General features: G+C 48.3%; 8 protein-coding genes. All 8 read left to right on the top strand.

Annotation, left to right across the window (positions count from 1 at the left end; translation table 11 throughout):
* The first annotated feature begins 13 nt into the window (after positions 1-13).
* The 8 genes from ACO6VG_RS02100 to ACO6VG_RS02065 all read left to right on the top strand — a co-directional run bounded on the left by ACO6VG_RS02100 (position 14) and on the right by ACO6VG_RS02065 (position 25,943).
* Positions 14-427, top strand: a complete 414-nt coding sequence (locus ACO6VG_RS02100) for an Eco29kI family restriction endonuclease (protein WP_422472463.1) — start codon at positions 14-16, stop codon at positions 425-427.
* Positions 411-620 carry an Eco29kI family restriction endonuclease gene (locus ACO6VG_RS02095; protein ID WP_422472461.1) on the top strand — a complete coding sequence of 70 codons (210 nt, stop codon included), beginning with the start codon at positions 411-413 and terminating at the stop codon, positions 618-620. Before ACO6VG_RS02100 ends, ACO6VG_RS02095 begins: the two co-directional genes overlap by 17 nt.
* A complete protein-coding gene (locus ACO6VG_RS02090; protein ID WP_422472459.1) occupies positions 601-1,806 on the top strand; it encodes a DNA cytosine methyltransferase in 1,206 nt (401 codons plus the stop codon). Before ACO6VG_RS02095 ends, ACO6VG_RS02090 begins: the two co-directional genes overlap by 20 nt.
* Positions 1,807-1,997: 191 nt before the next feature.
* The gene (locus ACO6VG_RS02085; RefSeq protein WP_422135406.1) at positions 1,998-2,177 is read left to right on the top strand and encodes a type II toxin-antitoxin system HicA family toxin; all 180 of its coding nucleotides are present in this window, start codon (positions 1,998-2,000) and stop codon (positions 2,175-2,177) included.
* 48 nt (positions 2,178-2,225) lie between these two features.
* Complete coding sequence (locus ACO6VG_RS02080) at positions 2,226-2,666, top strand: type II toxin-antitoxin system HicB family antitoxin (protein WP_422138947.1); 441 nt, start codon at positions 2,226-2,228, stop codon at positions 2,664-2,666.
* Between the two features lie 272 nt (positions 2,667-2,938).
* Positions 2,939-10,510 carry an AAA family ATPase gene (locus ACO6VG_RS02075; protein WP_422472457.1) on the top strand — a complete coding sequence of 2,524 codons (7,572 nt, stop codon included), beginning with the start codon at positions 2,939-2,941 and terminating at the stop codon, positions 10,508-10,510.
* 148 nt (positions 10,511-10,658) lie between these two features.
* Complete coding sequence (locus tag ACO6VG_RS02070) at positions 10,659-18,254, top strand: AAA family ATPase (protein WP_422472455.1); 7,596 nt, start codon at positions 10,659-10,661, stop codon at positions 18,252-18,254.
* A gap of 153 nt (positions 18,255-18,407) precedes the next feature.
* A complete protein-coding gene (locus ACO6VG_RS02065; RefSeq protein WP_422472453.1) occupies positions 18,408-25,943 on the top strand; it encodes an AAA family ATPase in 7,536 nt (2,511 codons plus the stop codon).
* Positions 25,944-25,955 lie beyond the last annotated feature (12 nt).

Below are 25,955 nucleotides of genomic sequence, written 5' to 3'. Positions count from 1 at the left end.
ACTGGGGATGTAAATGAAGATAGAAGAACATATTTATCGGTCGGAGTCTTTTGTAGAGCTTATCGAAGACGCAGTTGAATTTATGATAAATACGCCGTTTGAAAAACTTCCACCGGAGGTCAAATTCGCAGGCGGTGGCGTATATGCACTTTATTACAAAGGGGATTTTCCACAGTACAGAAAGATCTATAGCAAAACTCCAGATCTTCCAATTTATGTGGGTAAAGCAGTACTGCCGGGATGGAGGCAAGGTCGGGGTAGTCTTAAAGAAAATGATTCCGCTTTATACAGAAGGTTAAACGAGCACGCGAGAAGCATTAATGCTGCGGAGAATCTTCAGATTGAAGATTTTTCATGCAGGTTTATCGTGTTACAAGATCAGGAAGCTGACCTTATAAGTACTAGCGGCGATGACTCGCAGGTATAATCCTTTTTGGAACTCTCATATAGATGGGTTTGGCAATCATGATCCCGGTAAGGGGAGGTATGAGCAAGCAAAATCTGAATGGGACGTGCTTCATCCCGGCAGAGTTTGGGCTGATCGACTAAAAGGTACGCCACCGAATGAGAATAAAGTTGAAGAAAAAATAGGTATTTATCATGTCCAAAAATCAACCTAACTCAGTCGAGCTATTTTCTGGAGCAGGCGGGTTAGCTTTGGGGTTGGCAAACAGTGGCTTTAAGCATGAAATGCTCGTTGAATTTAATAAAGATGCTGTAAACACACTGTTAAAGAATCATGATGAGGGACAAGCTCAAATAAAAAGCTGGGATATCCAGCATGAAGATGTAAGAAATATATCATTCCAAAAATATAGAGGCAGTCTTTCTCTCGTTGCAGGTGGCCCTCCCTGCCAACCATTTTCTTTAGGTGGAAAGCACAAGGCGTTTAACGATAACAGAGATATGTTTCCTCAAGCTGTTCGAGCAGTAAGAGAGTCAAGGCCTGACTCTTTTATATTTGAAAATGTTAAGGGATTGCTGAGAAAAAATTTCAGCACATATTTTGAATACATAATATTGCAATTATCTTACCCAAATATCTCTAAGGCAGATGGCGAAGACTGGGAGAGTCATTTAGCGCGACTCGAAGAAACTCACACGAAAGGCAAATATAGAGGTCTTAAATACAATGTCGTGTACAGACTTCTGAATGCTGCAGATTATGGTGTTCCTCAAAAAAGAGAGCGAGTTTTCATTGTTGGCTTCCGTAATGATTTAAATGTCGAGTGGAGTTTTCCCAAGGCTACTCACTCTCAAGATGCATTGCTATGGGATCAATGGGTTACTGGAGATTACTGGAAGCGCCTCAAGGTTTCTAAATTCGATAGGCCAAAACTAAATCAAAACCCAGAGAAAATTGCTTCACGTCTTCAAAAAAAGTATGGGCTATTCCAACCTGAAGAAAAACCATGGGTTACTGTCAGGGAAGCTATACAAGATTTACCTTCGCCTAAAAGAAAGAATGATTTTAACAACCATGTATTTAAAGATGGTGCCAAATCATATCCTGGTCACACAGGAAGTCCCATCGACGAGCCTTCTAAAACATCAAAAGCGGGAGATCATGGTGTCCCCGGCGGGGAAAATATGGTTCGCTTTAATGATAATTCAATTAGGTATTTCACCGTACGTGAGGCTGCAAGAATTCAAACATTTCCTGATGATTATCATGTTGCCGGAGTATGGAGTGAGTGCATGAGGCAAATTGGTAACGCCGTTCCCGTCACACTAGCTGAAGTAGTAGCAAAGAGTGTCTATCAAGTCATTGCCCCTAACAAGTCAAAGCACTCGGTGGCAGCATAGCTGCGCCGGTGTTTTCGGCGCTATGCATATTGGCAAACTCTTCAGTAAGCTTATCTTCGTTATTCGTTCCGACATCTGTATCTATCTGAAATTAAAACAAAAAGCTCTTTACACATAACTGTGTATGGAAAGGTTTGCTTGCAGTGTGTGTGCGTGTGTATACTTCTGTTATGCAAGTTTAGGGAGGTCGAATGACTTCGGACGAACTAAGAAAAGAACTTGAAGCCAGGGGTTGCAGGTTCTTAAGGCAAGGCAAAGGCTCTCATGAGATATGGATAAACAAGGAAGGGAAAAGAACTTCCGTTCCTCATCCGAAAAGGAAACTTGGAAAGGGGCTTGTAACAAAGTTGCTGAAATGGGCAGGGGAGTGATCTCCCCCTCAGAATCGATAAAGAAATTATATTAATGTGAGGCAAGACATGTTATTTAAAATTGGTATAGAAAAAGCGGAAGACAATAACACAGCCTATGGTATTGTAATTCCTGCTCTGTGCAATGATAAATACTCAGCCTATTCTGCAGCTGATGAGTTTGATGATATTGTAAAAAATGCAAAAGATGCCGCATTTACAGTTATGGAAGAGATGGCTCTTAATGGAGAATTAGATCTATCTCAAATTGCATTATCAAACAAACAAGATTATTCGAATAATCCTGATTATGAAGATTTTACCGAATGGGCTTTTATAGATATTGAAGTAGATGAAGTTCTGGGAAAGCAAAAAAGAATCAATGTCAGCATGTCTGATCTTCTTATTGCTCATATAGATCAAATCGTTAAGAGTGGTGGAAAGTACAAAGATCGAAGTGATTTTTTGACGCAAGCAGCATTACATCAAATAACTGGTGCAACCTTATAACAAGTAAAACCATCTCCTGACAAAGGACATGTACACGGACAAAAAATAGAACGCGCATAACGAACTCGCTTGACGGGGTCAGCTACGCTGCCCGTCAGCACTGGGATATCAGTTCATGATGCGTTTTTTGAGATCGCTGACTTTCTTCTCCGCTGACTTTCTTTCCTCACCAGGGATAATCATCAAAACGGAACTTTAGTACTTTCTTAAGGTCAAATAATTAAACAGCTTTAATTTATTCCTGCAAATGACTGTAGGGAGGAAGATTGACTATGGATGGTCGTATTGGTGAGAAAATAAATTACCCCGTTCCTGATGGTGGCATGCCAGCCAGGGGAGCAAGTCTGTATTTATCGTCAAAAAATACGGATGTCTGCCCTGGTGTAAGGCCCAAACTCAATGGATCGGCACCTCCGGTTGCTTCGCCGGACAGAGTGAGAACCGTATCTTCAAAGGACTCCGCGACTCAAAGGCCCCCTCACGCCTTCGATTTTCGTTTTGTCGCCAGTAATGATCAGGTGCGACAGCTTTTAGTTGCCCAGACCCGCGATGAACATCGGGAAGTCACCCTTATTTCTCATCCCGATGACCTCTCACAGGCTAACCTGGTGAGCCGACTGAGCATTTCCGGTGATGGTCGCCACAGGCTGTATCCGGGCAAACTGTTTGAAGGTTCACAGCCATTTACTCTGGTAATAGATATCCGAAAGCTCGCCAGCAAAGCACTGCCAAAATTTAACGACCTGCTGGACCCCGATAACCCCTGTCTGTACGACAAAGTCAGCCGTAAGAAACGCCCCCTGGGCAAGCATGTTTCTGTATTGGTCGTGGCAGACCCTGCACAGTTGGCATCAGTTGGCCATTGTGAAGGCGCATTGGCGGTCGGCGTTCCGGGGGCTGATTTCTGGCGGCGAATTAATCGGCCGGGCAATTCCTGGCATTTCGATGCTCAGACCGGCAATGCCCGGGCAATAAACATCGACAGTGTTCCTCCGGTATTGGCTGAATTCTCTCCCGCTGAGAGCACCATGGATAACGACAATACCCTTGTTATTGACTGTCACCTGCACAGCCACTGGCGACAGTTGCTTCTGGGCGGCCCCGGAGTGGATGAAAAAGGGCGAATCCGGCACCTGCCCGGCAGACTTGAGTCATTAAAGGCCGGACAACGAGTGATTCTGAAAGGCGCCAACTGGGATGATCTGGCCTTTGAACAGACGATTCGACAGATGTTGGCGCAACAGAGCTTCGAGAGCAACGGCAAGATTTGTCAGTTACCCGACAATGTTCAGTTTTATCAGATGCCGGTAGGGAAGGACGAGCTTCATTCATTGTACCAAAGCCTGTCTCACTCTTATAAAGAAGATGACAAAGGACTTGATAAAAAGCACGCACCACGAAACCCGATCATCATTAACGAGAATAATATCACGGATTGGCTGAGCCCCATTGCAATTGCTCCCGGAGGCTATGCCACCCCTAACACCTGTCTGTTGGAGCAAGTTCGGGCGGGTGGTACCGTCACCGTAACGTCTCCCCTCACTCAGGCAGAATGGTTTTGTTTACTGGGCTCACTGCAGACTATTCGCGAAACGACTGGTCTGGAGCCCCGACTTCAGGTGGCGCATTGGAAAAAGCAGCCGAATGCCCTGGGATTGACAAAAAACGATGAGCACCCTTTGCCCGGGAGCCAACAGCCACAGAAAAAAGTTAAAGATCATGCTGCTTTTAATACCTTCACTTATCAGCAACATGCCCAGGCAAGTCATTGGCTGAATAATCAGCGGGGAGCACCTCTGGTTATTCAGGTCAATGAACAAACCAGCTTCAGTGAGCTATTTGATAATATCCATATCACCTCGGAACAAAAGGCCCATTTTGGACGACGTCAGAGTAAATTGCAGGAGGCATTAATCGCTGGCACGCCGGTTATTTTTCGGGGACTGGAGAGTAATCCGGAGCTTCAGCAGCGTCTGGAACCTCTGGTGGTTGGCCAGCCTCTGTTGCTCAATGGCCAATTGCAGGCCTACCCACAAGCTCATATCACAGTACTCTGGCCTGATTCTGCAAAAAGCCCGTCTTCGGTATTTCGTGCAATGGTTGCCAGGAGTAAGCCGTGTCCCAAGGTTGATCTTTGGGGTATCAGCGTCTCCAGGCATGGTATCGCCCGAACCGAGGTGCCAGAACAAGCACTTGATAAACTTTACGAAGCGTTTAAAACCGTACCTGTTGGCCTTTGTAATGCTCTGCCTGAAATCACCGAAGGGTTGTTGAATAATCTGATACTGGCTGCCCGGCGGGCAAAACAGGTGGACCAGTCCCAACAGCTTTTACCCCGCCACTGGCGCAAAGCCATCAATAGCGTCATCACCCATGGCACCCGGCAAAATCCATCCGTGCGTGATTTTATGAAAGTGGCTTGTTGGCAATTGTTACCGGATAACACGCCAGATGCTCATCAGAAGCCGCAAGAGGGTCAGGCCGCCTCGGTAGACCCGGATCAGTTAACTGCCATCATCAACAGTGCCCGGCATTTGGATAGAGAGTTTGTGGAGCAGAACCTGTGGCCACTGGCCCGAGCCTTTGACCCGGCAGTATTTAAAGGTACCGAATTACAACTGTCCTATAAAAGTCCGTTTCCACAATCGGCTGACAAAAAAGCTCTGGACAGGCTCTGTGCCATGATCCTGGCTCATGCGCCTGAACAACAACGACAGACCATAGCCTATCAGTTGGAAGTCGATCCGAAGGCAACAGAGCAATATTCATCGTTAACCATCAGGCCAGAAAGACAGATCAAACGTTTGCAGGACGGACTGGCTTGCGGCTGGCATTTACCTTTGTCACAAGGGCAGATCCGATCCGATGCCATTCAGGCTCTGGCCACCGATTGTTTCCACATGGCCAGAACAACGAATTCCGAGGCAGAGCGCATTGAACGCATTGAAAATCGACTGTCTGAATCACTGAAGTGGCAGGGTTCCGCTGATATGCCCCTGTCAGCACTGGCCCGGGATCTTTATCACGGCAAGATAAGTCAGAAAGATCGTGAAAGTCGTCGATTGTCGCGACTTCATGACCGGCTTACGGACTCTCCCGTTATATTTCTGCAGGGAGAAACCGGCACCGGGAAAAGTTACTTTTCAGCAAAGATGGCAGAGGCTTCAGGACAGGCTAAGGTCATTTCCCTTGGACCTTCCGACAGCGAACAGACCCTGATGAAACGCTGGCAGTGGCGGGAGCATACCGATGGCGACCGCTCTATGATGCAACAAAACCGGACTCTGATGGAATGGGCTACTATCCCAGAGGACACAGATGGAGAATACATTACTCTGGTTCTGGATGAAGCCAACCTGGCTAAAACCGGATTACTGGCGTCATTGAACGGCTTATGGGAGCCAAAGCCTTGCATCTATGTCAATGGTCACCCTGTTCCGGTCAGCCCAAAACACCGGGTGATTCTCACCGGCAATTCGGATCATTACTCCGGGCGCCAGCTCGATCCGGCCCTGAAAGAGAAACTGCCCAGGGCTTATTACCCACGCCTGGATCAGGCTTTCCTTGAGGACAGGGTGGTGGAACCGGCTCTGGTCAATCATTTATCACAACGGCATCTGCCGGAGCAGCAAATAAACGACATTGCACGCAGTGCCACCAAGAGCCTGATGGCTCTGTGGCAATATTATCAGGAGCTGTTGCCCGAGCATGAGTTTACTCCCAGGGATTTAACCGACATCTGTAGCTGGGTGGGTTGGTATATGGATCGTGCGTTGTCGGAAGGCGACAGTGTTAGCTGTGAGCAAGTGAACAGTTTGATCCAGCAAAGTTTTCGGGATGTACTGGGTCCCGAAATCAGCGAGACTCAACAGGATGCCCTTTCGGCACTGGAAATCTGGTTTGCTGCCCGTTACCACCCGGACAACACCCTGCGCGACAAAGTTCATAACTACACCCTGCCAGATATTCAGCGAGACTTCGGAGCATACACCAAAAAATTCCGACCTGAGTTTGATGCCTCCGGATCGGCAGTCATTGAACTGGTGCAAGGGCTGGGACAGGATTTAAGCCGCTGTCAGCAGGCTTATCATCACGACAGAAAACACGGCGGACGACAAGCGACGTTGATTGAAGGCCCAGCCGGGCGGGGTAAGGATGCCACGCTGAACCTGATGATTGAAAGTGTCAGACAGCAGGCCAGGCAACGGCAAGAATCCATGCCAGAGGTCTCTCTCCTGAATGCCTGTGATTGTTCCTGGGATAAAGTGTGTGAAGCGATCCAGAAAGCAAAAGTGGAAGGCGGCATCGTGGTGATTTCGGAAATGAATCTGATCGACAGCCAGCATCTGGAAGGTGAGTTAAACGATATTCTGGCCGGTGACGCCCATCCGGGTTTCCACCTGTTTGCCACCATCAACCCACCTGAGTACAGCGGGCGAAAACCCTTATCACCGGCGCTGAAAGGACGTTTTCGGCATTTGCCGATCCGCCAGTATAACTCGACAGAATTGCAGAACATTGCCAAGAAAGTGTTGCCAAACTCCCCAAAAGGGAAATTCGTCGCCAAATGGCTGACTGAAAAACATTGTCGTTTAAGGGCCTGCCTGCAACGCAAAGACCTGCCGTTACAGCCCACCAGCCGCGATTTACAGAATGTCGCCATGGCTGTCAAAAGAGGAGGCAATTTTAGCGAAAAAGCACTTCGTCAATGCCTCAATCAGCACTACCGGCTTTACCTGATGGCTGCCAACCTGTCGCTGGAGGAACTGCCGAAGTCACCGGCTCTTGTCATGGGTAAAGGAGCACTTGATTCCGGACTTTGCAAATGGCTCAACGAAAGGGTATCGGGCATTAGTCGTCCATGGTTGATACGACGCAGTGATCGCAACAGTATTGATGAAAAACACCATGAGATTTGTTTCAAGACCGGTCTGACTGGAAAAAAAACCAAAACAGAAATCATCAGGATGGTCGCTCAGTCACAATGGCAGGCATTCGGTCTTTCCCTGAATCCGGACCCGTCGGACAATGCTCTCACCCGGGCACTGTACCGACACTGGCAGCAAAGCTGGTTTGATCGTAAGTTTGACAAGACGGGCATTGACGCCAATAGCGTATTTCCCCTGACGGAAGAAGAGAAAAAAACGCTAAAATTACCCGCTTACCGGTCTTGTCTTCAGGAAGCTGATCAGCGGATAAGCACATGGAACGCCAATGCAGTTCAATACGGGTCTGCGTTTTGGCACCAGATGGGTGCTCTGCCGAACCAGCGGGTGGACGATTATACTAACAAAGCCTCAGCCATCAATGCTGATGAGGCTCATGAAAAATTCATCGAGGAACTCTCCGAGAAAGATTTCATAGGCCTGGAACGAGACACGGACTATGAGTGCGAGAAGAAGCCACGAGTTAAGAGTGAAATAGTTTTTAAGACTCAGCACCATCCTTCCCATATGTATCGCTGGTGGGCAAGTGATGTTTGTGTGTCCGACAAGGGTAATATTAGAACGGTCGATATTAATGACCTGCACTTCCTGGGGGTCGAAACTCTCACACCTGACCCTTTACCAGGAGGGCGTGATCAGGAATTGATCTTAGCCAGCAATCAAACCCTGGCGACCCTCAAGATGTCATCAGAAGATGGTCAATATGAATTACCCAGCCTGACGCCTGATGACTATATCGTGGCCCTGCGTATAGAACCCGATTTGCCATATACCCTGAAAAGAGACAAATATACCGGGCTTCACACGCTGTTTATTCCAAAGGCCAAAGCTAATAAGGGGCGGCGTATTCAAATTTCTTATGTCGTAGAATCCAGAGAACCGGACTTGGAAGCATCGGCTAAAGAAGCTCGCTCAAAACGATCGATAAGGTTTCACACCCGCTGTTCAAAAGGGATGAAAAAAGTACTGAAAGGACTGTTTACGAACATTGACCAACAACCACCTGAAATACAGGAGCCTTTGCGGAAAATAGCAGACGCTCAAGACACGGCAGAACGCATTCAGGCAATCAAGGAGTATTGTCGGCAGTTTTCCGGGGTGACTAAACCAAAGCGCGGGGAGAATTTCTTTAAATTCCTGGTAACACAGCGGCAAGGGCGTTGTCGTCATCGTGCGCCTGTTTTTGTCGCTCTTTGCCGTTATTTCAAGATTCCATGTCGGCAAATGTTTAACAATACACACGCCTTTGCCGAGTGTTCCGAGGATGGAGGCCAAACCTGGCTGTCAGTGGATTTGGGCGGAGCGCCCACAAAGAACACAAAAGTGATACCAAAATTTCAGCGCACCAGAACGTTGCAAAGTACCAGCGCTGAGTTAAAGACATTTAAGAATCTCCCGGAAGGGGCAGATTTATCACAACAGCAAACTCTGGCTAAAGCCATGAGTACGAGCCCCGAGAAACCGGGCAAACCTTTTCTGACAAACAGTGCATTGCCAGAAAGAATTCCAAGCATTTTCAAGATGGTAAAAAAACTTTGGGGAGAAAAAAATTTAACCAGTTTTGCCATGGGTATCTCAGCGTTATCAGAGACAAAAGCGTTGAGTAATGACGACAAGAAATTGCTCGGTACTGTGGCTCGCGACGATCAGGATGAGAACAGTAAAAGTCATAATGATAAACCGATGTCGGAGGCTCCGATCGATTCTGTGCAAATCGACGATTGGGAATGGGACGGGAGGAGTCGCGATTATGAACCGATGTCTGAGGCAGTCATACAAATCTTGCTCGACAATGATGAAGATCAGGTCACTGAACAACTCGAGTCATTGTACTCAAGAATGATTATTCAGGGCGGAGCAAATCCTAACAACTGGTTGAGATCAATGGTGTCTATATTGGGTCAGAGCGACCTGACCAAACCGTCGGTTATTCACTTTGCCCTTAAAGCCATGGAATCGGGTTGGCTGGATCCAGTGCCAGATTATGACATAAATATTATCAGAGCCTCTGAACATCATGAGCTACTGGAAGCTCTGGAAGGCATCGATGAGCTGAAGGTTAAAGCCACCCATTGTCTGAGAAAGTGGTATGAAGCATTGTTGTCCAGGGAAAAACACAGTAGGGTGTGGCGTTTGAATTATGAACACTACCAGAGGCAAGAACCTGACACCTTGTTCGTCACTCATTGCCATGACGGGTTTTCGTCATCCCTTGAAAATCAAATTGCCCATCATTCTATAGAAGACGTCTGGACGAACAATCCTGAGGGCATTCCGAATATAGAACGAATGCTGGTGCAACTGCCTGCTTTTTCACAGTTAAACTCGGGCAGGGAAAAACACCGTCCGGCAATTATTATCGGTTGCCCCAAATGGGACGAAATTGCAATTAAGGAAAAGGTTCAAGCCCTGCTGCAACGAAAAGCAGAGAACAGGCCGGAGTTGAAGCAGATATTGGAAAAAGCCAATCAGATTCTGCCCCCCCTCAAGGTGTCGGACGAGGAGAAAAAAATTCTTGATGACTTCACAAACAAATGCGAGCAAGCGATCAGACATGCCTTCAGTCATTATCTTTACGAAGTGACACAGTCAAAAGGCGGTCGCTTAACGTATTGTTGGGTTGACGCTGTCATGCATTCTCACAGAAACCGTGACAGCGATAACTTTGACTATGGCGCTCATGATCCATCCTCACCAGAGGAGCTGTTTGCCATGATGTCTGATATTTGTAGCTTTAGCCATCGAGAGAAACTTGTTAAGGACGCCTACTTGCGACAGGCACAAAACGCCAGTGATGCCCTGGTACTGAGGTCCGATGAGCTGACATTCATTGCCAAAGAGTTTTTGAGCAGCATGAACCTGAATTCGATGGCTGACTCATTGGATATCAGAACATAGTCTGGTCACGATGAGTTTTTCGAGGTCGTTGACTTGCTTCAATGGTTACAGGCAACTGTCCAAATGGAACTTTCATCCAATCTCAAGGTCAAATAACTGTACAGTTTCAAAACACTCCTTCAAAGGAAAGCAGTAGAGGAGATTGGCTATGGATGGTCAGATCAATGGAAAAACAAACAACCCTGTTTTTAAGACTGAAAAGCCTGATGGCGGCATACCATCCAAAAGAGCAAAGCTGGATTTAAAACCAGAGATTGCAGAGGTCACCGGTGTGACTGCCAGACTCAATATATCGCCAACTTCGAGAGGCCTGCCTGACAAAACGAGAACCGTATCCACAACGGATTCGTCGCTCCAAAAGTCTACTCATTCCTTCGATTTTTGTTTTGTCGCCAGTGATGATGAGGTTCGACAACTTCTGATTGCCAGGACCTGCGATAAACATCAGGATGTAACTGTTATTTCCCACCCCGACGATCTCTCACAGGCTAATCTGGTGAGCCGGTTGAGTATTTCCGAAGAGGGTCGCCACACTCTGCGTTCAGGCAGGCTCTTTGAAAGTTCACAGCCATTGACACTGGTGATAGATATTCGAAAACTCACCGGTGAAGAACTGCCCAAATTTAACGATCTACTGGACCCAGATAACCCTTGTCTGTACGACAAAGTCACTCAGGAGAAACGCCTTCTGGGCGACCATGTCTCTCTATTGGTGCTGGCAGACCCTGCACAGTTGGCATCAGTTGGCCAGTGTGAAGGCGCTCCGGCGGTCGACGTTCCGGGGGCTGATTTCTGGCGGCGAATTAATCGACCGGGCAATTCCTGGCATTTCGATGCTCAGACCGGCAATGCCCGGGCAATAAACATCGACAGTGTTCCTCCGGTATTGGCTGAATTCTCTCCCGCTGAGAGCACCATGGATAACGACAATACCCTTGTTATTGACTGTCACCTGCACAGCCACTGGCGACAGTTGCTTCTGGGCGGCCCCGGAGTGGATGAAAAAGGGCGAATCCGGCACCTGCCCGGCAGACTTGAGTCATTAAAGGCCGGACAACGAGTGATTCTGAAAGGCGCCAACTGGGATGATCTGGCCTTTGAACAGACGATTCGACAGATGTTGGCGCAACAGAGCTTCGAGAGCAACGGCAAGATTTGTCAGTTACCCGACAATGTTCAGTTTTATCAGATGCCGGTAGGGAAGGACGAGCTTCATTCATTGTACCAAAGCCTGTCTCACTCTTATAAAGAAGATGACAAAGGACTTGATAAAAAGCACGCACCACGAAACCCGATCATCATTAACGAGAATAATATCACGGATTGGCTGAGCCCCATTGCAATTGCTCCCGGAGGCTATGCCACCCCTAACACCTGTCTGTTGGAGCAAGTTCGGGCGGGTGGTACCGTCACCGTAACGTCTCCCCTCACTCAGGCAGAATGGTTTTGTTTACTGGGCTCACTGCAGACTATTCGCGAAACGACTGGTCTGGAGCCCCGACTTCAGGTGGCGCATTGGAAAAAGCAGCCGAATGCCCTGGGATTGACAAAAAACGATGAGCACCCTTTGCCCGGGAGCCAACAGCCACAGAAAAAAGTTAAAGATCATGCTGCTTTTAATACCTTCACTTATCAGCAACATGCCCAGGCAAGTCATTGGCTGAATAATCAGCGGGGAGCACCTCTGGTTATTCAGGTCAATGAACAAACCAGCTTCAGTGAGCTATTTGATAATATCCATATCACCTCGGAACAAAAGGCCCATTTTGGACGACTTCAGAGTAAATTGCAGGAGGCATTAATCGCTGGCACGCCGGTTGTTGTTCGGGGACTGGAGAGTAATCCAAGGCTTCAGCAGCTTCTGGAACCTCTGGTTGTGGGACAACCTCTGCTAGTGAATGGCCAATTGCAGGCCTACCCAAAAGCTCATGTCACAATACTCTGGCCTGATTCTGCAAAAAGCCCGTCTTCGGTATTTCGTGCAATGATTGCCAGGGGTAAGCCGTGTTCCAAGGTTGATCTTTGGGGTATCAGCGCCTCCAGGCACGGTATTACCCGTACCGAGGTACCAGAACAAGCACTTGATAAACTTTACGAAGCGTTTAAAACCGTACCTGTTGGCCTTTGTAATGCTCTGCCTGAAATCACCGAAGGGTTGTTGAATAATCTGATACTGGCTGCCCGGCGGGCAAAACAGGTGGACCAGTCCCAACAGCTTTTACCCCGCCACTGGCGCAAAGCCATCAATAGCGTCATCACCCATGGCACCCGGCAAAATCCATCCGTGCGTGATTTTATGAAAGTGGCTTGTTGGCAATTGTTACCGGATAACACGCCAGATGCTCATCAGAAGCCGCAAGAGGGTCAGGCCGCCTCGGTAGACCCGGATCAGTTAACTGCCATCATCAACAGTGCCCGGCATTTGGATAGAGAGTTTGTGGAGCAGAACCTGTGGCCACTGGCCCGAGCCTTTGACCCGGCAGTATTTAAAGGTACCGAATTACAACTGTCCTATAAAAGTCCGTTTCCACAATCGGCTGACAAAAAAGCTCTGGACAGGCTCTGTGCCATGATCCTGGCTCATGCGCCTGAACAACAACGACAGACCATAGCCTGTCAGTTGGAAGTTGATCCGAAGGCAACAGAGCAATATTCATCGTTAACCATCAGGCCAGAAAGACAGATCAAACGTTTGCAGGACGGACTGGCTTGCGGCTGGCATTTACCTTTGTCACAAGGGCAGATCCGATCCGATGCCATTCAGGCTCTGGCCACCGATTGTTTCCACATGGCCAGAACAACGAATTCCGAGGCAGAGCGCATTGAACGTATTGAAAATCGACTGTCTGAATCACTGAAATGGCAGGGTTCCGCTGATATGCCCCTGTCAGCACTGGCCCGGGATCTTTATCACGGCAAGATAAGTCAGAAAGATCGTGAAAGTCGTCGATTATCGCGACTTCATGACCGGCTTACGGACTCTCCCGTTATATTTCTGCAAGGAGAAACCGGCACCGGGAAAAGTTACTTTTCAGCAAAGATGGCAGAGGCTTCAGGACAGGCTAAGGTCATTTCCCTTGGACCTTCCGACAGCGAACAGACCCTGATGAAACGCTGGCAGTGGCGGGAGCATACCGATGGCGACCGCTCTATGATGCAACAAAACCGGACTCTGATGGAATGGGCTACTATCCCAGAGGACACAGATGGAGAATACATTACTCTGGTTCTGGATGAAGCCAACCTGGCTAAAACCGGATTACTGGCGTCATTGAACGGCTTATGGGAGCCAAAGCCTTGCATCTATGTCAATGGTCACCCTGTTCCGGTCAGCCCAAAACACCGGGTGATTCTCACCGGCAATTCGGATCATTACTCCGGGCGCCAGCTCGATCCGGCCCTGAAAGAGAAACTGCCCAGGGCTTATTACCCACGCCTGGATCAGGCTTTCCTTGAGGACAGGGTGGTGGAACCGGCTCTGGTCAATCATTTATCACAACGGCATCTGCCGGAGCAGCAAATAAACGACATTGCACGCAGTGCCACCAAGAGCCTGATGGCTCTGTGGCAATATTATCAGGAGCTGTTGCCCGAGCATGAGTTTACTCCCAGGGATTTAACGGATATCTGCAGTTGGGTGGGCTGGTATCTGGATCGTGCGTTGTCGGAAGGCGACAGTGTTAGCTGTGAGCAAATGAACAGTTTGATCCGGCAGAGTTTCCGGGATGTGCTGGGTCCTGAAATCAGCGAGACTCAACAGGATGCCCTCACGGCACTGGAAGTCTGGTTTGCTGCCCGTTACCAACAGGACAACACCCTGCGCGACAAAGTTCATAACTACACCCTGCCAGATATTCAGCGAGACTTCGGAGCATACACCAAAAAATTCCAACCTGAGTTTGATACCTCCGGATCGGCAGTCATTGAACTGGTGCAAGGGCTGGGACAGGATTTAAGCCGCTGTCAGCAGGCTTATCATCACGACAGAAAACACGGCGGACGACAAGCGACGTTGATTGAAGGCCCAGCCGGGCGGGGTAAGGATGCCACGCTGAACCTGATGATTGAAAGTGTCAGACAGCAGGCCAGGCAACGGCAAGAATCCATGCCAGAGGTCTCTCTCCTGAATGCCTGTGATTGTTCCTGGGATAAAGTGTGTGAAGCGATCCAGAAAGCAAAAGTGGAAGGCGGCATCGTGGTGATTTCGGAAATGAATCTGATCGACAGCCAGCATCTGGAAGGTGAGTTAAACGATATTCTGGCCGGTGACGCCCATCCGGGTTTCCACCTGTTTGCCACCATCAACCCACCTGAGTACAGCGGGCGAAAACCCTTATCACCGGCGCTGAAAGGACGTTTTCGGCATTTGCCGATCCGCCAGTATAACTCGACAGAATTGCAGAACATTGCCAAGAAAGTGTTGCCAAACTCCCCAAAAGGGAAATTCGTCGCTAAATGGCTGACTGAAAAACATTGTCGTTTAAGGGCCTGCCTGCAACGCAAAGACCTGCCGTTACAGCCCACCAGCCGCGATTTACAGAATGTCGCCATGGCTGTCAAAAGAGGAGGCAATTTTAGCGAAAAAGCACTTCGTCAATGCCTCAATCAGCACTACCGGCTTTACCTGATGGCTGCCAACCTGTCGCTGGAGGAACTGCCGAAGTCACCGGCTCTTGTCATGGGTAAAGGAGCACTTGATTCCGGACTTTGCAAATGGCTCAACGAAAGGGTATCGGGCATTAGTCGTCCATGGTTGATACGACGCAGTGATCGCAACAGTATTGATGAAAAACACCATGGGATTTGTTTCAAGACCGGTCTGACTGGAAAAAAAACCAAAACAGAAATCATCAGGATGGTCGCTCAGTCACAATGGCAGGCATTCGGTCTTTCCCTGAATCCGGACCCGTCGGACAATGCTCTCACCCGGGCACTGTACCGACACTGGCAGCAAAGCTGGTTTGATCGTAAGTTTGACAAGACGGGCATTGACGCCAATAGCGTATTTCCCCTGACGGAAGAAGAGAAAAAAACGCTAAAATTACCCGCTTACCGGTCTTGTCTTCAGGAAGTTGATCAGCGGATGAGCACATGGAACGCCAATGCAGTTCAATACGGGTCTGCGTTTTGGTACCAGATAAGTGATCTGCCCAACCATCAGGTGAGCGATTATGCTAACAAAGCCTCAGCTATCAATGCTGATGAGGCTCATGAAAAATTCATCGAGGAACTCTCCGAGAAAGATTTCATAGGCCTGAAACAGGACACGGACTATGAGTGCGAGGAGAAGCCACGAATTAAGGATGAAATAGTTTTTAAAACTCAGCACCATCCTTCCCATATGTACCGTTGGCGGGCAAGTGATGTTTGTGTGTCTGACACGGGTAATATTAGAACGGTCGATATTAATGACCTGCACTTCCTGGGGGTTGAAACTCTCACACCTGACCCTTTACCAGGGCGTGATCAGGAATTGATCTTAGCCAGCAATCAAACCCTGGCGACCCTCAAGATGTCATCAAAGGATGATGAATATAAATTGCCCAGCCTGACGCCTGATGACTATATCGTGGCTCTGCGTATAGAACCCGATTTGCCATATACCCTGAAAAGAGACAAATATACCGGGCTTCACACGCTGTTTATTCCAAAGGCCAAAGCTAAGGGGCGGCGTATTCAAATTTCTTATGTCGTAGAATCCAGAGAACCGGACTTGGAAGCATCGACTAAAGAAGCTCGCTCAAAACGATCGATATGGTTTCACACCCGCTGTTCAAAAGGGATGAAAAAAGTGCTGAATGGACTGTTTACAAACATTGACCAACAACCACCCGAAATACGGGAGCCTTTGCGAAAAATTGCAAACGCTCGAGACATGACCGAACGCGTTCGGGCAATCAAGGAGTATTGCCGACAGTTTTCCGGGGTGACTAAACCAAAGCGCGGGGAGAATTTCTTTAAATTCCTGGTAACACAGCGGCAAGGGCGTTGCCGTCATCGTGCGCCTGTTTTTGTCGCTCTTTGCCGTTATTTCGGGATTCCATGTCGGCAAATGTCTAACCATACCCACGCCTTTGCCGAGTGTTCAGTGGATAGAGGCCAAACCTGGCTGTCAGTGGATTTGGGCGGGGCGCCCACAAAGGACACAAAAGTGATACCAAAATTTCAGCGCACCAAAACGTTGCAAAGTTCCAGTGCTGCGTTAAAAACAATTAAGAATCTCCTGCAAGGGGCAGATTTATCACAACAGCAAACGCTGGCCAGAGCCATGAATACGAGCCCCGAGAAACTGAGCAAATATTTTCTGACAAACAGTGCATTGCCAGAAAGCATTCCAAGCATTTTCGAGATAGTAAAAAAACTTTGGGGAGAAAAAAATTTAACCAGTTTTGCCATGGGTGTCTCAGCGTTATCAGAGACAAAAGCGTTGAGCAATGACGAGAAGAAATTGCTCGGTACCCTGACTCGCGACGATCAGGATGAGAACAGTAAAAGTCATAATGATAAACCGATGTCGAAGGCTCCGTTAAAAGGCCTCATAGACGCGAGGTATGAATTCGATTCTGTGCAAATCGACGAATCGTACAGGAGGAATCGCGACTATGAACCGATGTCGGAGGCAGTCATACAAATCTTGCTCGACAATGATGAAGATCAGGTCACTGAACAACTCGAGTCATTGTACTCAAGAATGATTATTCAGGGCGGAGCAAATCCTAACAAGTGGTTGAGATCAATGGTGTCTATATTGAATCAGAGCGAACGGACCAAACCGTCGGTTATTCACTTTGCACTTAAAGCCATGGAATCGGGTTGGCTGGATCCAGTGCCAAATTATCACAGAAATATTATCGGTGCCTTTGAACATCACAGGCTATTGGAAGCTCTGGAAGGCATCGATGAACTGAAGGTTAAAGCCACCCACTGTCTGAGAAAGTGGTATGACGCATTGTTGTCCAGGGAAAAACACAGTAGCGTGTGGCGTTTGAATTATGAACACTACCAGAGGCAAGAACGTGATACCTTGTTCGTCACTCATTGCCATGACGGGTTTTCGTCATCCCTTGAAAATCAGATGGCCCATCGTTCTATACAAGACGTCTGGACGAACAATCCTGAGGGCATTCCTGATATAGAACGAATGCTGGTGCAACAGCCTGCTTTTTCACAGTTAAACCCGAGCAGGGATAAAGACCGTCCGGTGATTATTATCGGTTGCCCCGACTGGGGCGAAATTGCAATTGAGGAAAAGGTTCAAGCCCTGCTGCAACGAAAATCAGAGAACAGGCCGGAGTTTAAGCAGATATTGAAAAAAGCCAATCAGACTCTGCCCCCCCTCAAGGTGTCGAATAAGGAGAAAAAAATTCTTGATGACTTCACAAACAAATGCAAGCAAGCGATCAGACATGCCTTCAGTCATTATCTGTACGAAGTGACACAGTCAAAAGGCGGTCGCTTAACGTATTGTTGGCTTGACACTATCATGCTTTCTCGCATGAACCATGACAGCAATAACTTTTGCTATGGCGCTCATGATCCATCCTCACCAGAAGAGCTGTTTGCCATGATGTCTGATATTTGTCGCTTTAGACATAAAGAGAAACTTGTTAAGGACGCCTACTTGCGACAGGCACAAAACGCCAGTGACGCCCTGGTGCTGAGGTCCGATACGCTGACAACCATTGCCGAAGAGTTTTTGAGCAGCGTGAACCTGAATTCGATGTCGGACTCATTGGATATCTGATCATAATCTGGTCACGATGAGTTTTTAGAGGTCGTTGACTTCCTTCAATGTTACAGGCAACTGTCCAAATGGAACTTTAATCCTATTTTAAGGTCAAACAGTAATACAGTTTCATAACACTCCTGCAAAGGAAAGCAGTAGAGGAGATTGGCTATGGATGGTCAGATCAATGGAAAAACAAACAACCCTGTTTTTAAGACTGAAAAGCCTGATGGCGGCATACCACCCAAAAGAGCAAAGCTGGATTTAAAACCAGAGATTGCTGAGGTCACCGGTGTAACTGCCAGACTCAATATATCGCCAACTTCGAGAGGCCTGCCTGACAAAACGAGAATCGTATCCGCAACGGATTCGTCGCTCCAAAAGGCTCCTCATGCCTTCGATTTTCGTTTTGTCGCCAGTGATGATGAGGTTCGACAACTTCTGATTGCCAGGACCTGCGATAAACATCAGGATGTTACTGTTATTTCCCACCCCGACGACCTCTCACAGGCTAATCTGGTGAGCCGGTTGAGTATTTCCGAAGAGGGTCGCCACACTCTGAGCTCTGGCAAGCTCTTTGAAAGTTCACAGCCATTAATACTGGTAATAGATATTCGACAACTCACCAGCGAAGAACTGCCAAAGTTTAACGATCTACTGGACCCGGATAACCCCTGCCTGTACGACAAAGTCAGCAACAAAAAACGTCCTTTGGGCGAGCATGTTTCGCTATTGGTGTTGGCAGACCCTGCACAGTTGGCATCAGTTGGCCGACGTGACAAGGCACCCGGTGCTGATTTCTGGCGGCGAATTAATCGACCGGGCAATACCTGGCAGTTCAACGAAACGACCGGCAATGCCTCATTAATGGATATCGACGAGGTTCAGTTATTGGCTGAACTCCCCTCTGCCGAAAGTGCTATGGATGACGAAAATACCCTTCTTATTAACTGCCACTTGCACAGCAGCTGGCGTCAGTTATTGCTGGGTGGCCCCGGAGTGGATCAACAAGGGCGAATCCGACACATCCCCGGCAAGCTTGAGTCGTTAAAGGCCGGACAACGGGTGATTCTGAAAGGCGCGAATTGGCAGGATCTGGCCTTTGAACAGACGGTTCGACAGATGCTGGCGCAACAGTGTTTTGAGAGCAACGGGAAGATCTGTCCATTACCCGACGATGTTCAGTTTTATAAGATGCCGTTAGGCAATGAAGAGCTTCATACACTGTTCCAAAGTCTGTCTCACTCTGATAATGAAGAAGGTGACCAGGAACTTGATAAAGCCCAGGCATCAGCAAACCCGATCATCATTAACCAGAGTAATATCAGGGAGTGGCTGAGCCCGATTGCCATTGCCCCGGAAGGCTATGCAATCCCTAATACCAGTCTGTTGGAACAAATTCGGGCAGGTGGTGCTGTCACCGTAACGTCTACCCTCACTGAGGCACACTGGTTTCATTTGCTGGGTTCACTGCAGACGATTCGCGAGACGACCGGCCTGGAGCCCCGGCTTCAGGTGACTGATTCAAGACAGCAACCAAAAGCACTGGGATTGACAGAAAACAATGAACAGCCAATCACAGATCACGCCACTTTTAATACCGTTACTTATCAGCAACATACCCAGAAAAGTCATTGGCTAAATAATCAGCAGGAAGCCCCTTTGGTCATTCAGGTCAGCGAACAGACCGGCTTTAGTCAGCTCTTTGATAATATCCATATCACTTCGGAACAACAGGCGCATTTTGGGCGACAGCCGAGTAAATTGCAGGAGGCATTGAGCGCTGGCGAACCGATTGTATTCCGGGGACTCGAGCATAACCCAAGGCTTCAGCAGCTTCTGGAGCCCCTGTTTATTGGGCAACCTTTGTTGGTGAACGGTCAATTACAAGCCTACCCACAGGCTTGTGTCACCTTACTCTGGCCTGAGTCTGCGAAAAGTCCGTCTCCGGTCTTGCATTCGCTGGTCGCCAAGGGTGAACCCTGTCCCGAGGTTGATCTCTGGGCTGTCAATGCCGACAGGCATGAAATCCCCCGGGCTGAGCTGCCAGAACAAGCGCTTAATAAACTTTATCAGGCGTTTAAAACCGTACCTGCTCACCTTTGTAATCCTCTGCCTGAAATAACCAGTGGTTTGTTGAATAACCTGATGCTGGCTGCCCGTCGGGCACAACAGGTTGATCAGTCCCCGCAGCTCCTGCCCTGCCACTGGCGCAAGGCCATCAATAGCGTCATCACCCATGGCACTCGGCAGCATCCGCCCGTGCGTGATTTTATGAAAGTGGCTTGTTGGCAGTTATTGCCTGATGAGGATCAAACCGCTTCAATCGACCCGGACCGCTTAAATGCCACCATCAACAGTGCTCTGGCGTTGGATAGAAAGTTTGTGAAGCAGAACTTTTGGCAACTGGCCAGAGCCTTTGACCCGGTGATATTTGAGGACACCGAATTTGAAGGACTTCAACTGTCTTATGAAAGACCATCTCAACTGGATGATAAAGACGAAGCTCTGAACAGGCTCTGTGCCATGATCCTGGCCCATGCGCCTGAAGCACAACGAGATGCAATGGCGTATCAGTTGGAAATCGATCCGGAGGAAGCAGAGCTCTGTCAATCGTTAGCCATCAGGCCAACCAGACAGATTAAACGTTTGCAAGATGCACTGGCTTCTGGCTGGCATTTACTATTGCCGCCCGGGCAGACCCGATCCGACGCCATTCACGATCTGGCTACCGATTGTTTTTATATTGCCGCAACAGCAAATTCTGACGCGACAGGCATTGAACACGTAGAAAATCGACTGTCTGACTCACTGGAATGGAAAGGTTCCGTTGATAACCCCATGTCAGCACTGGCCCATGATCTTTATCACGGCGAGATGAGTCAGAAGGATCGCGAAAGTCGTCGATTATCGCGACTCCATGACCGACTTACAGACTCTCCCGTTATCTTCCTGCAGGGGGAAACCGGCGCCGGAAAAAGCTACTTTTCTGCCAAAATGGCGAAGGATTCAGGGCAGGCTTCGGTGATCTCCCTTGGACCTTCTGACAGTGAACGGACCCTGATGAAACGCTGGCAGTGGCAACAACACCCTGACGGCGACCGCTCTATGGCGGAGCAAAACCGGGCATTGATGGAATGGGCCAATACCAAATCCGGCAAAGACGGAGGCTGTGTTGGAGGAAACTATATCACCCTGATTCTGGATGAAGCCAATCTGGCCAAAGACGGATTGCTGGCGTCATTGAACGGCTTATGGGAACCAGAACCCTGCGTTTATGTGAATGGTCATCCTGTCAAGGTCAGCACAAAACACCGGGTGATTCTCACCGGTAATCCGGATCATTATGCCGGGCGCCAGCTGGACGCGGCACTGAAGGAGAAACTGCCCATAGCTTACTACCCCCGCCTGGACCAGGCTTTCCTGCGGGACAGGGTGGTGGAACCAGCTCTGATCAATCAGTTACTGAGGCATCTGCAGGGGCCCCGAATAAACAACATTGCACACAGTGCCACCAAAAGCGTGATGGCATTGTGGCAATATTATCAGGAACTGTTGCCCGAGCATGAGTTTACCCCCAGAGATTTAACGGATATCTGCAGTTGGGTGGGCTGGTATCTGGATCGTGCGCTGCCCGCTGATAACCCTGTTACCGGTGAGCAAATAAACAGTTTGATCCAACAAAGTTTTCGGGATGTACTGGGTCCCGAAATCAGCGAGACTTATCAGGATGCCTGGTCAGCACTGGAAATCTGGTTTGCTGCCCGTTACCAACCGGAGAACACCCTGAGCGACAGTCTTCGTATCAAGACCCTGTCAAATATGCAGCAGACCTTCAGTACAGTCACCAGAGAAATCCGACCAGATTTTGATACCTCCGGATCGGCAGTCCGTGAACTGGCGCAATGGCTTGGACAGGATTTAAGCCGCTGTCAGCAGGCTTATCATCGCAAGATAAAACACGGCGGCCGTCAGGCAACACTGATCGAAGGCCCGGCAGGACGGGGTAAAGATGCCACGCTGAGCCTGGTGATTGAAAGTGTCAGACAGGAGACTGAGCGACGGGGAGAATCCATGCCGGAAGTCTTTTACCTGAATGCCTGTGATTGTTCCTGGGACAAAGTGTGTGAAACGATCCAGAAGGCAAAAGTGGCAGGCGGCATTGTGGTGATTTCGGAAATGAATCTGATCGACAGCCAGCATCTGGAAGGTGAGTTAAACGATATTCTGGCCGGTGAAGCCCATCCGGGTTTCCACCTGTTTGCCACCATCAACCCGCCTGAATACAGCGGGCGCAAACCCTTATCACCGGCGCTGAAAGGGCGTTTCCGACATTTGCCCATCCGGCAGTACAACCCTGCAGAATTGCAGACCATTGCCGGGAAAGTATTGCCAGATTCCTCAGAAGGGACATTCGTCGCCAAGATGCTAACAGAAAAACATTGTCTTTTAAGGGCTCAACTGCAAAGCAAAAAACTGCCATTACAACCGACCGGCCTTGATTTACAGAATGTCGCCAGGGCTGTTAACAGAGGGGGTGATTTGACCGAAAAAGCCGTTCATCAATGCCTCAATCAGCACTACCGGCTTTTTCTGATGGCCGCCAACATATCGCTGGAGCAACTGCCAGAGTCATCAGTTACTGCCATAGGTAAAAGTGAGTTTGATTCCGAACTTTGCGAATGGTTCAACCGGGTATCGGGCATTGATCGTCCGTGGTCGATACGACGCAGTGATCGCAACACTATTGATGAAAAACACCATGAAATTCGTTATGCAGCTCGTCTGACTGAAGAGGAAACCAAAACAGAAATCATCAAGATGACAGCTCAGGCCAGGTGGCGGGCATCAGGTCTTTCACTGAAGCCGGATCAGTCGAACGGTATGCTCACCCGGGCACTTTACCGACACTGGCAGCAACGCTGGTTTAATCATGAGTTTGGCCAGACAGGTGTGGACGCTAACAGCGTATTTCCCCTGACGAAAGAAGAGAAACAATCACTGAACATGCCAGCTAACCAATCTTATTTTCACGAGGCTGACCAGCTGACACGCGAATGGAATTCCAATACTGCTCAATGGTGTCCTGCGTTTTGGTATCAGATAGGTGGCCAGCTGAACCATTGGGCTGAGAATTCTGAAAAAGACCTGCTGCACGTCCAGGAGAAACAGGCTCCGGCATTGGATCAGAGAACGAACCATGAGCCGCGACCTGGTAAAGAAACATTGACTATTGGTAATGATAAGGCTCCTGAAAAACACATTCTCAAAGTCTACAAAAAAGGGTCTCGATTATTGAGCAGGGAAACGAACTATGAGAGCGTGGAGAAACCAGAACGTACCGACTATAGAGTCTTTGATAAGCACAGAAAGTCTCATATGTATCGCTGCCGGGCAGAGGATATTGATGTGTCAGCTAAGGGTGATATCGAACTGATCGACATTAGTGATAGACACATTGAGGGTTTCGAAACCCTTACACCTGAACGGTTACCGGGGCGTGACCAGCAATTGACATTAGCCAGCAATCAATCGCTGGGAACCCTTGAATGGTCATCGAAGAATGGTCAAGTTATATTGCCCAGTCTAACAGCTGACGACTATATCGTGGCCCTGCGTATAGAGCCCGATTGGCCATTCACGCTGATCAGGGACCAATATACCGGGCTTCACACACTGACTGTTCATGGGGCCACAGCCAAACAGAACATTAGAACGACTTATGTCGTAGAAACCAGAAAGCTGGGCAAAAAAACAGCTGCTAAACGAACCCGACCAGATGGATCAACACATTTGGACACCCGTTGTTCAGAAGGTATAAAAACAGTACTGGGCAAACTGTTTAAGACCATGGACCAACAACCCTCCGAAGTGTATGAGTCTTTGCGGGCAATAAAAACCGCTAAAAACACGAAACAACGAATTATGGCAATCAAGGGGTATTGCCGACTGTTTTCCGGTGATGCCAAACCAATAAGCAAGGGCAATTTTTTTCATTTTTTGGTCACACAGCGGCAAGGTAGCTGTCGTCATCGTGTGGCTGTTTTTGTAGCTTTTTGCCGTTATTTTGGGATTCCATGTCGGCAAATGAATAGTTATATCCACAGCTATGCCGAGTATTCCGGGGATAAGGGCCAAACCTGGAAATCAGTGAGTTTGAGCGGGGCACCTGCACATTTAAAAAAAGTCAGACCGCATTTCCAGCCCGTCATGAACGACGTTGATTCCAGCACCAGGTCCAGGAAAATTAAGGAGCTCCTGAAAGATTTCCTAAAAGTGGCTGATTCAGCACAACAGCAAACTCTGGCTAAAGCCTGTCGCATGAGTCTGGAGGAACTGAACAAAGCCCTTGAGAGATACAGTGCATTGCCTGAAAACAATCTATTTTTTCCTGGAATAGTCGAGAGACTTTGGGATGAAAAAGGTCTAACCAGTTTTTCCATGGGGGTCTCATTGCTGGAGTCACTGGAGACAAAAGAATGGGGCCATTACGAAAAGCGTTTGGTCGGAGGTGATTTATATCCGATATCATGGACAGTCAGACGACTATTGTCCAACTGTGATAAAGATCAGGTCACCGAACTACTCAAGTTATTGTACTCAAAAATGATTGTTCGGTGGGAAACAGGTCCTCTGATTTGGTTGAGTGTCGTGGAGCAGATACTGAAATGCAGTGACTTGGCCAGGCCCTCAGTTATTCACTTTGCTCTTGAAGCCCTGAAATCAGGTTGGCTGGACCCACAACCGGAATACCTTGAGTGTCATATAAAGGCTGTTGATCATCATCAGCTATTGATAAATCTGGAACGCGTCGATGAACTGAAGATTGAAGCTGCTAATTGCCTGAAAAAGTGGTACAGGGAATTGTTGTCCAGAGAAAAAAATAGCCAGACTTGGCGTTTGGTTTTTCACAATTTCCAGAATAGAGAAAGTGATGCCATGTTGGTCACTCACTGTCATGGTGGGTTTTCGTCATCCCTTGAGGGTGACATCGCCAGCTCATCGTTAAACGCCGCCTGGACGGACAAGCCTGAAGGCGTTCCGAATATAGAACGAATGCTGGTGCACCATCCCGCGTTTCCGAATTTAATCTCGGGCAAGGCGAGCCACCGGCCGGTGATTATCATGGGGCAGCCTTCCTGGCAAAACACGATGATTAATGAAAAGGTCGAAGCCCTGTTTCAACTAATCGTTGAGAACAGCCCAAACTTGAAGCAGATATTGGAAAAAATCCATCAAAATAAGTCAGCGCAAACACCATTTGGCAATGCTCTGAAAGAATCGGATATTCACAATTATGATAAAAACTGCGACAAACCAGTAACCTCTCAGGCTCAAGATCTTTTGCCTTATGTAAAAGACAAATGCGAACGGGCAATTCTACAGGCCTTCAGTCATTACCTGTATGGAATAACGCACTCGAAAGGCGGTTGCTTAACCTATTGTTGGGCCGACACTTCCGACAGAAGTTTCATGTTTAAGGAATATGGCACTCACGATCCATCCTCACCAGAAGAGCTGTATGCCATGATGATCACAATTGATAGCTCTCCCGGGTTTCTGAAATCTTTTCAGGACGCTCGCTTAAGGGAGGCACACAACGCCAGTGACGCCCTGGTACTGAGGTCCGATGATTTGACAACCATTGCCGAAGAGTTTTTGAGCAGCGTGAACCTGAATTCGATGTCGGACTCATTGGATGTCTGATCATAGAGTTTT

The organism is Endozoicomonas sp. ALB032, from assembly GCF_049310125.1.
GTDB lineage: Bacteria > Pseudomonadota > Gammaproteobacteria > Pseudomonadales > Endozoicomonadaceae > Endozoicomonas_A.
The sequence above is the reverse complement of the archived record's forward strand: the minus strand, read 5'-3'. Positions and strand labels throughout refer to the sequence as shown.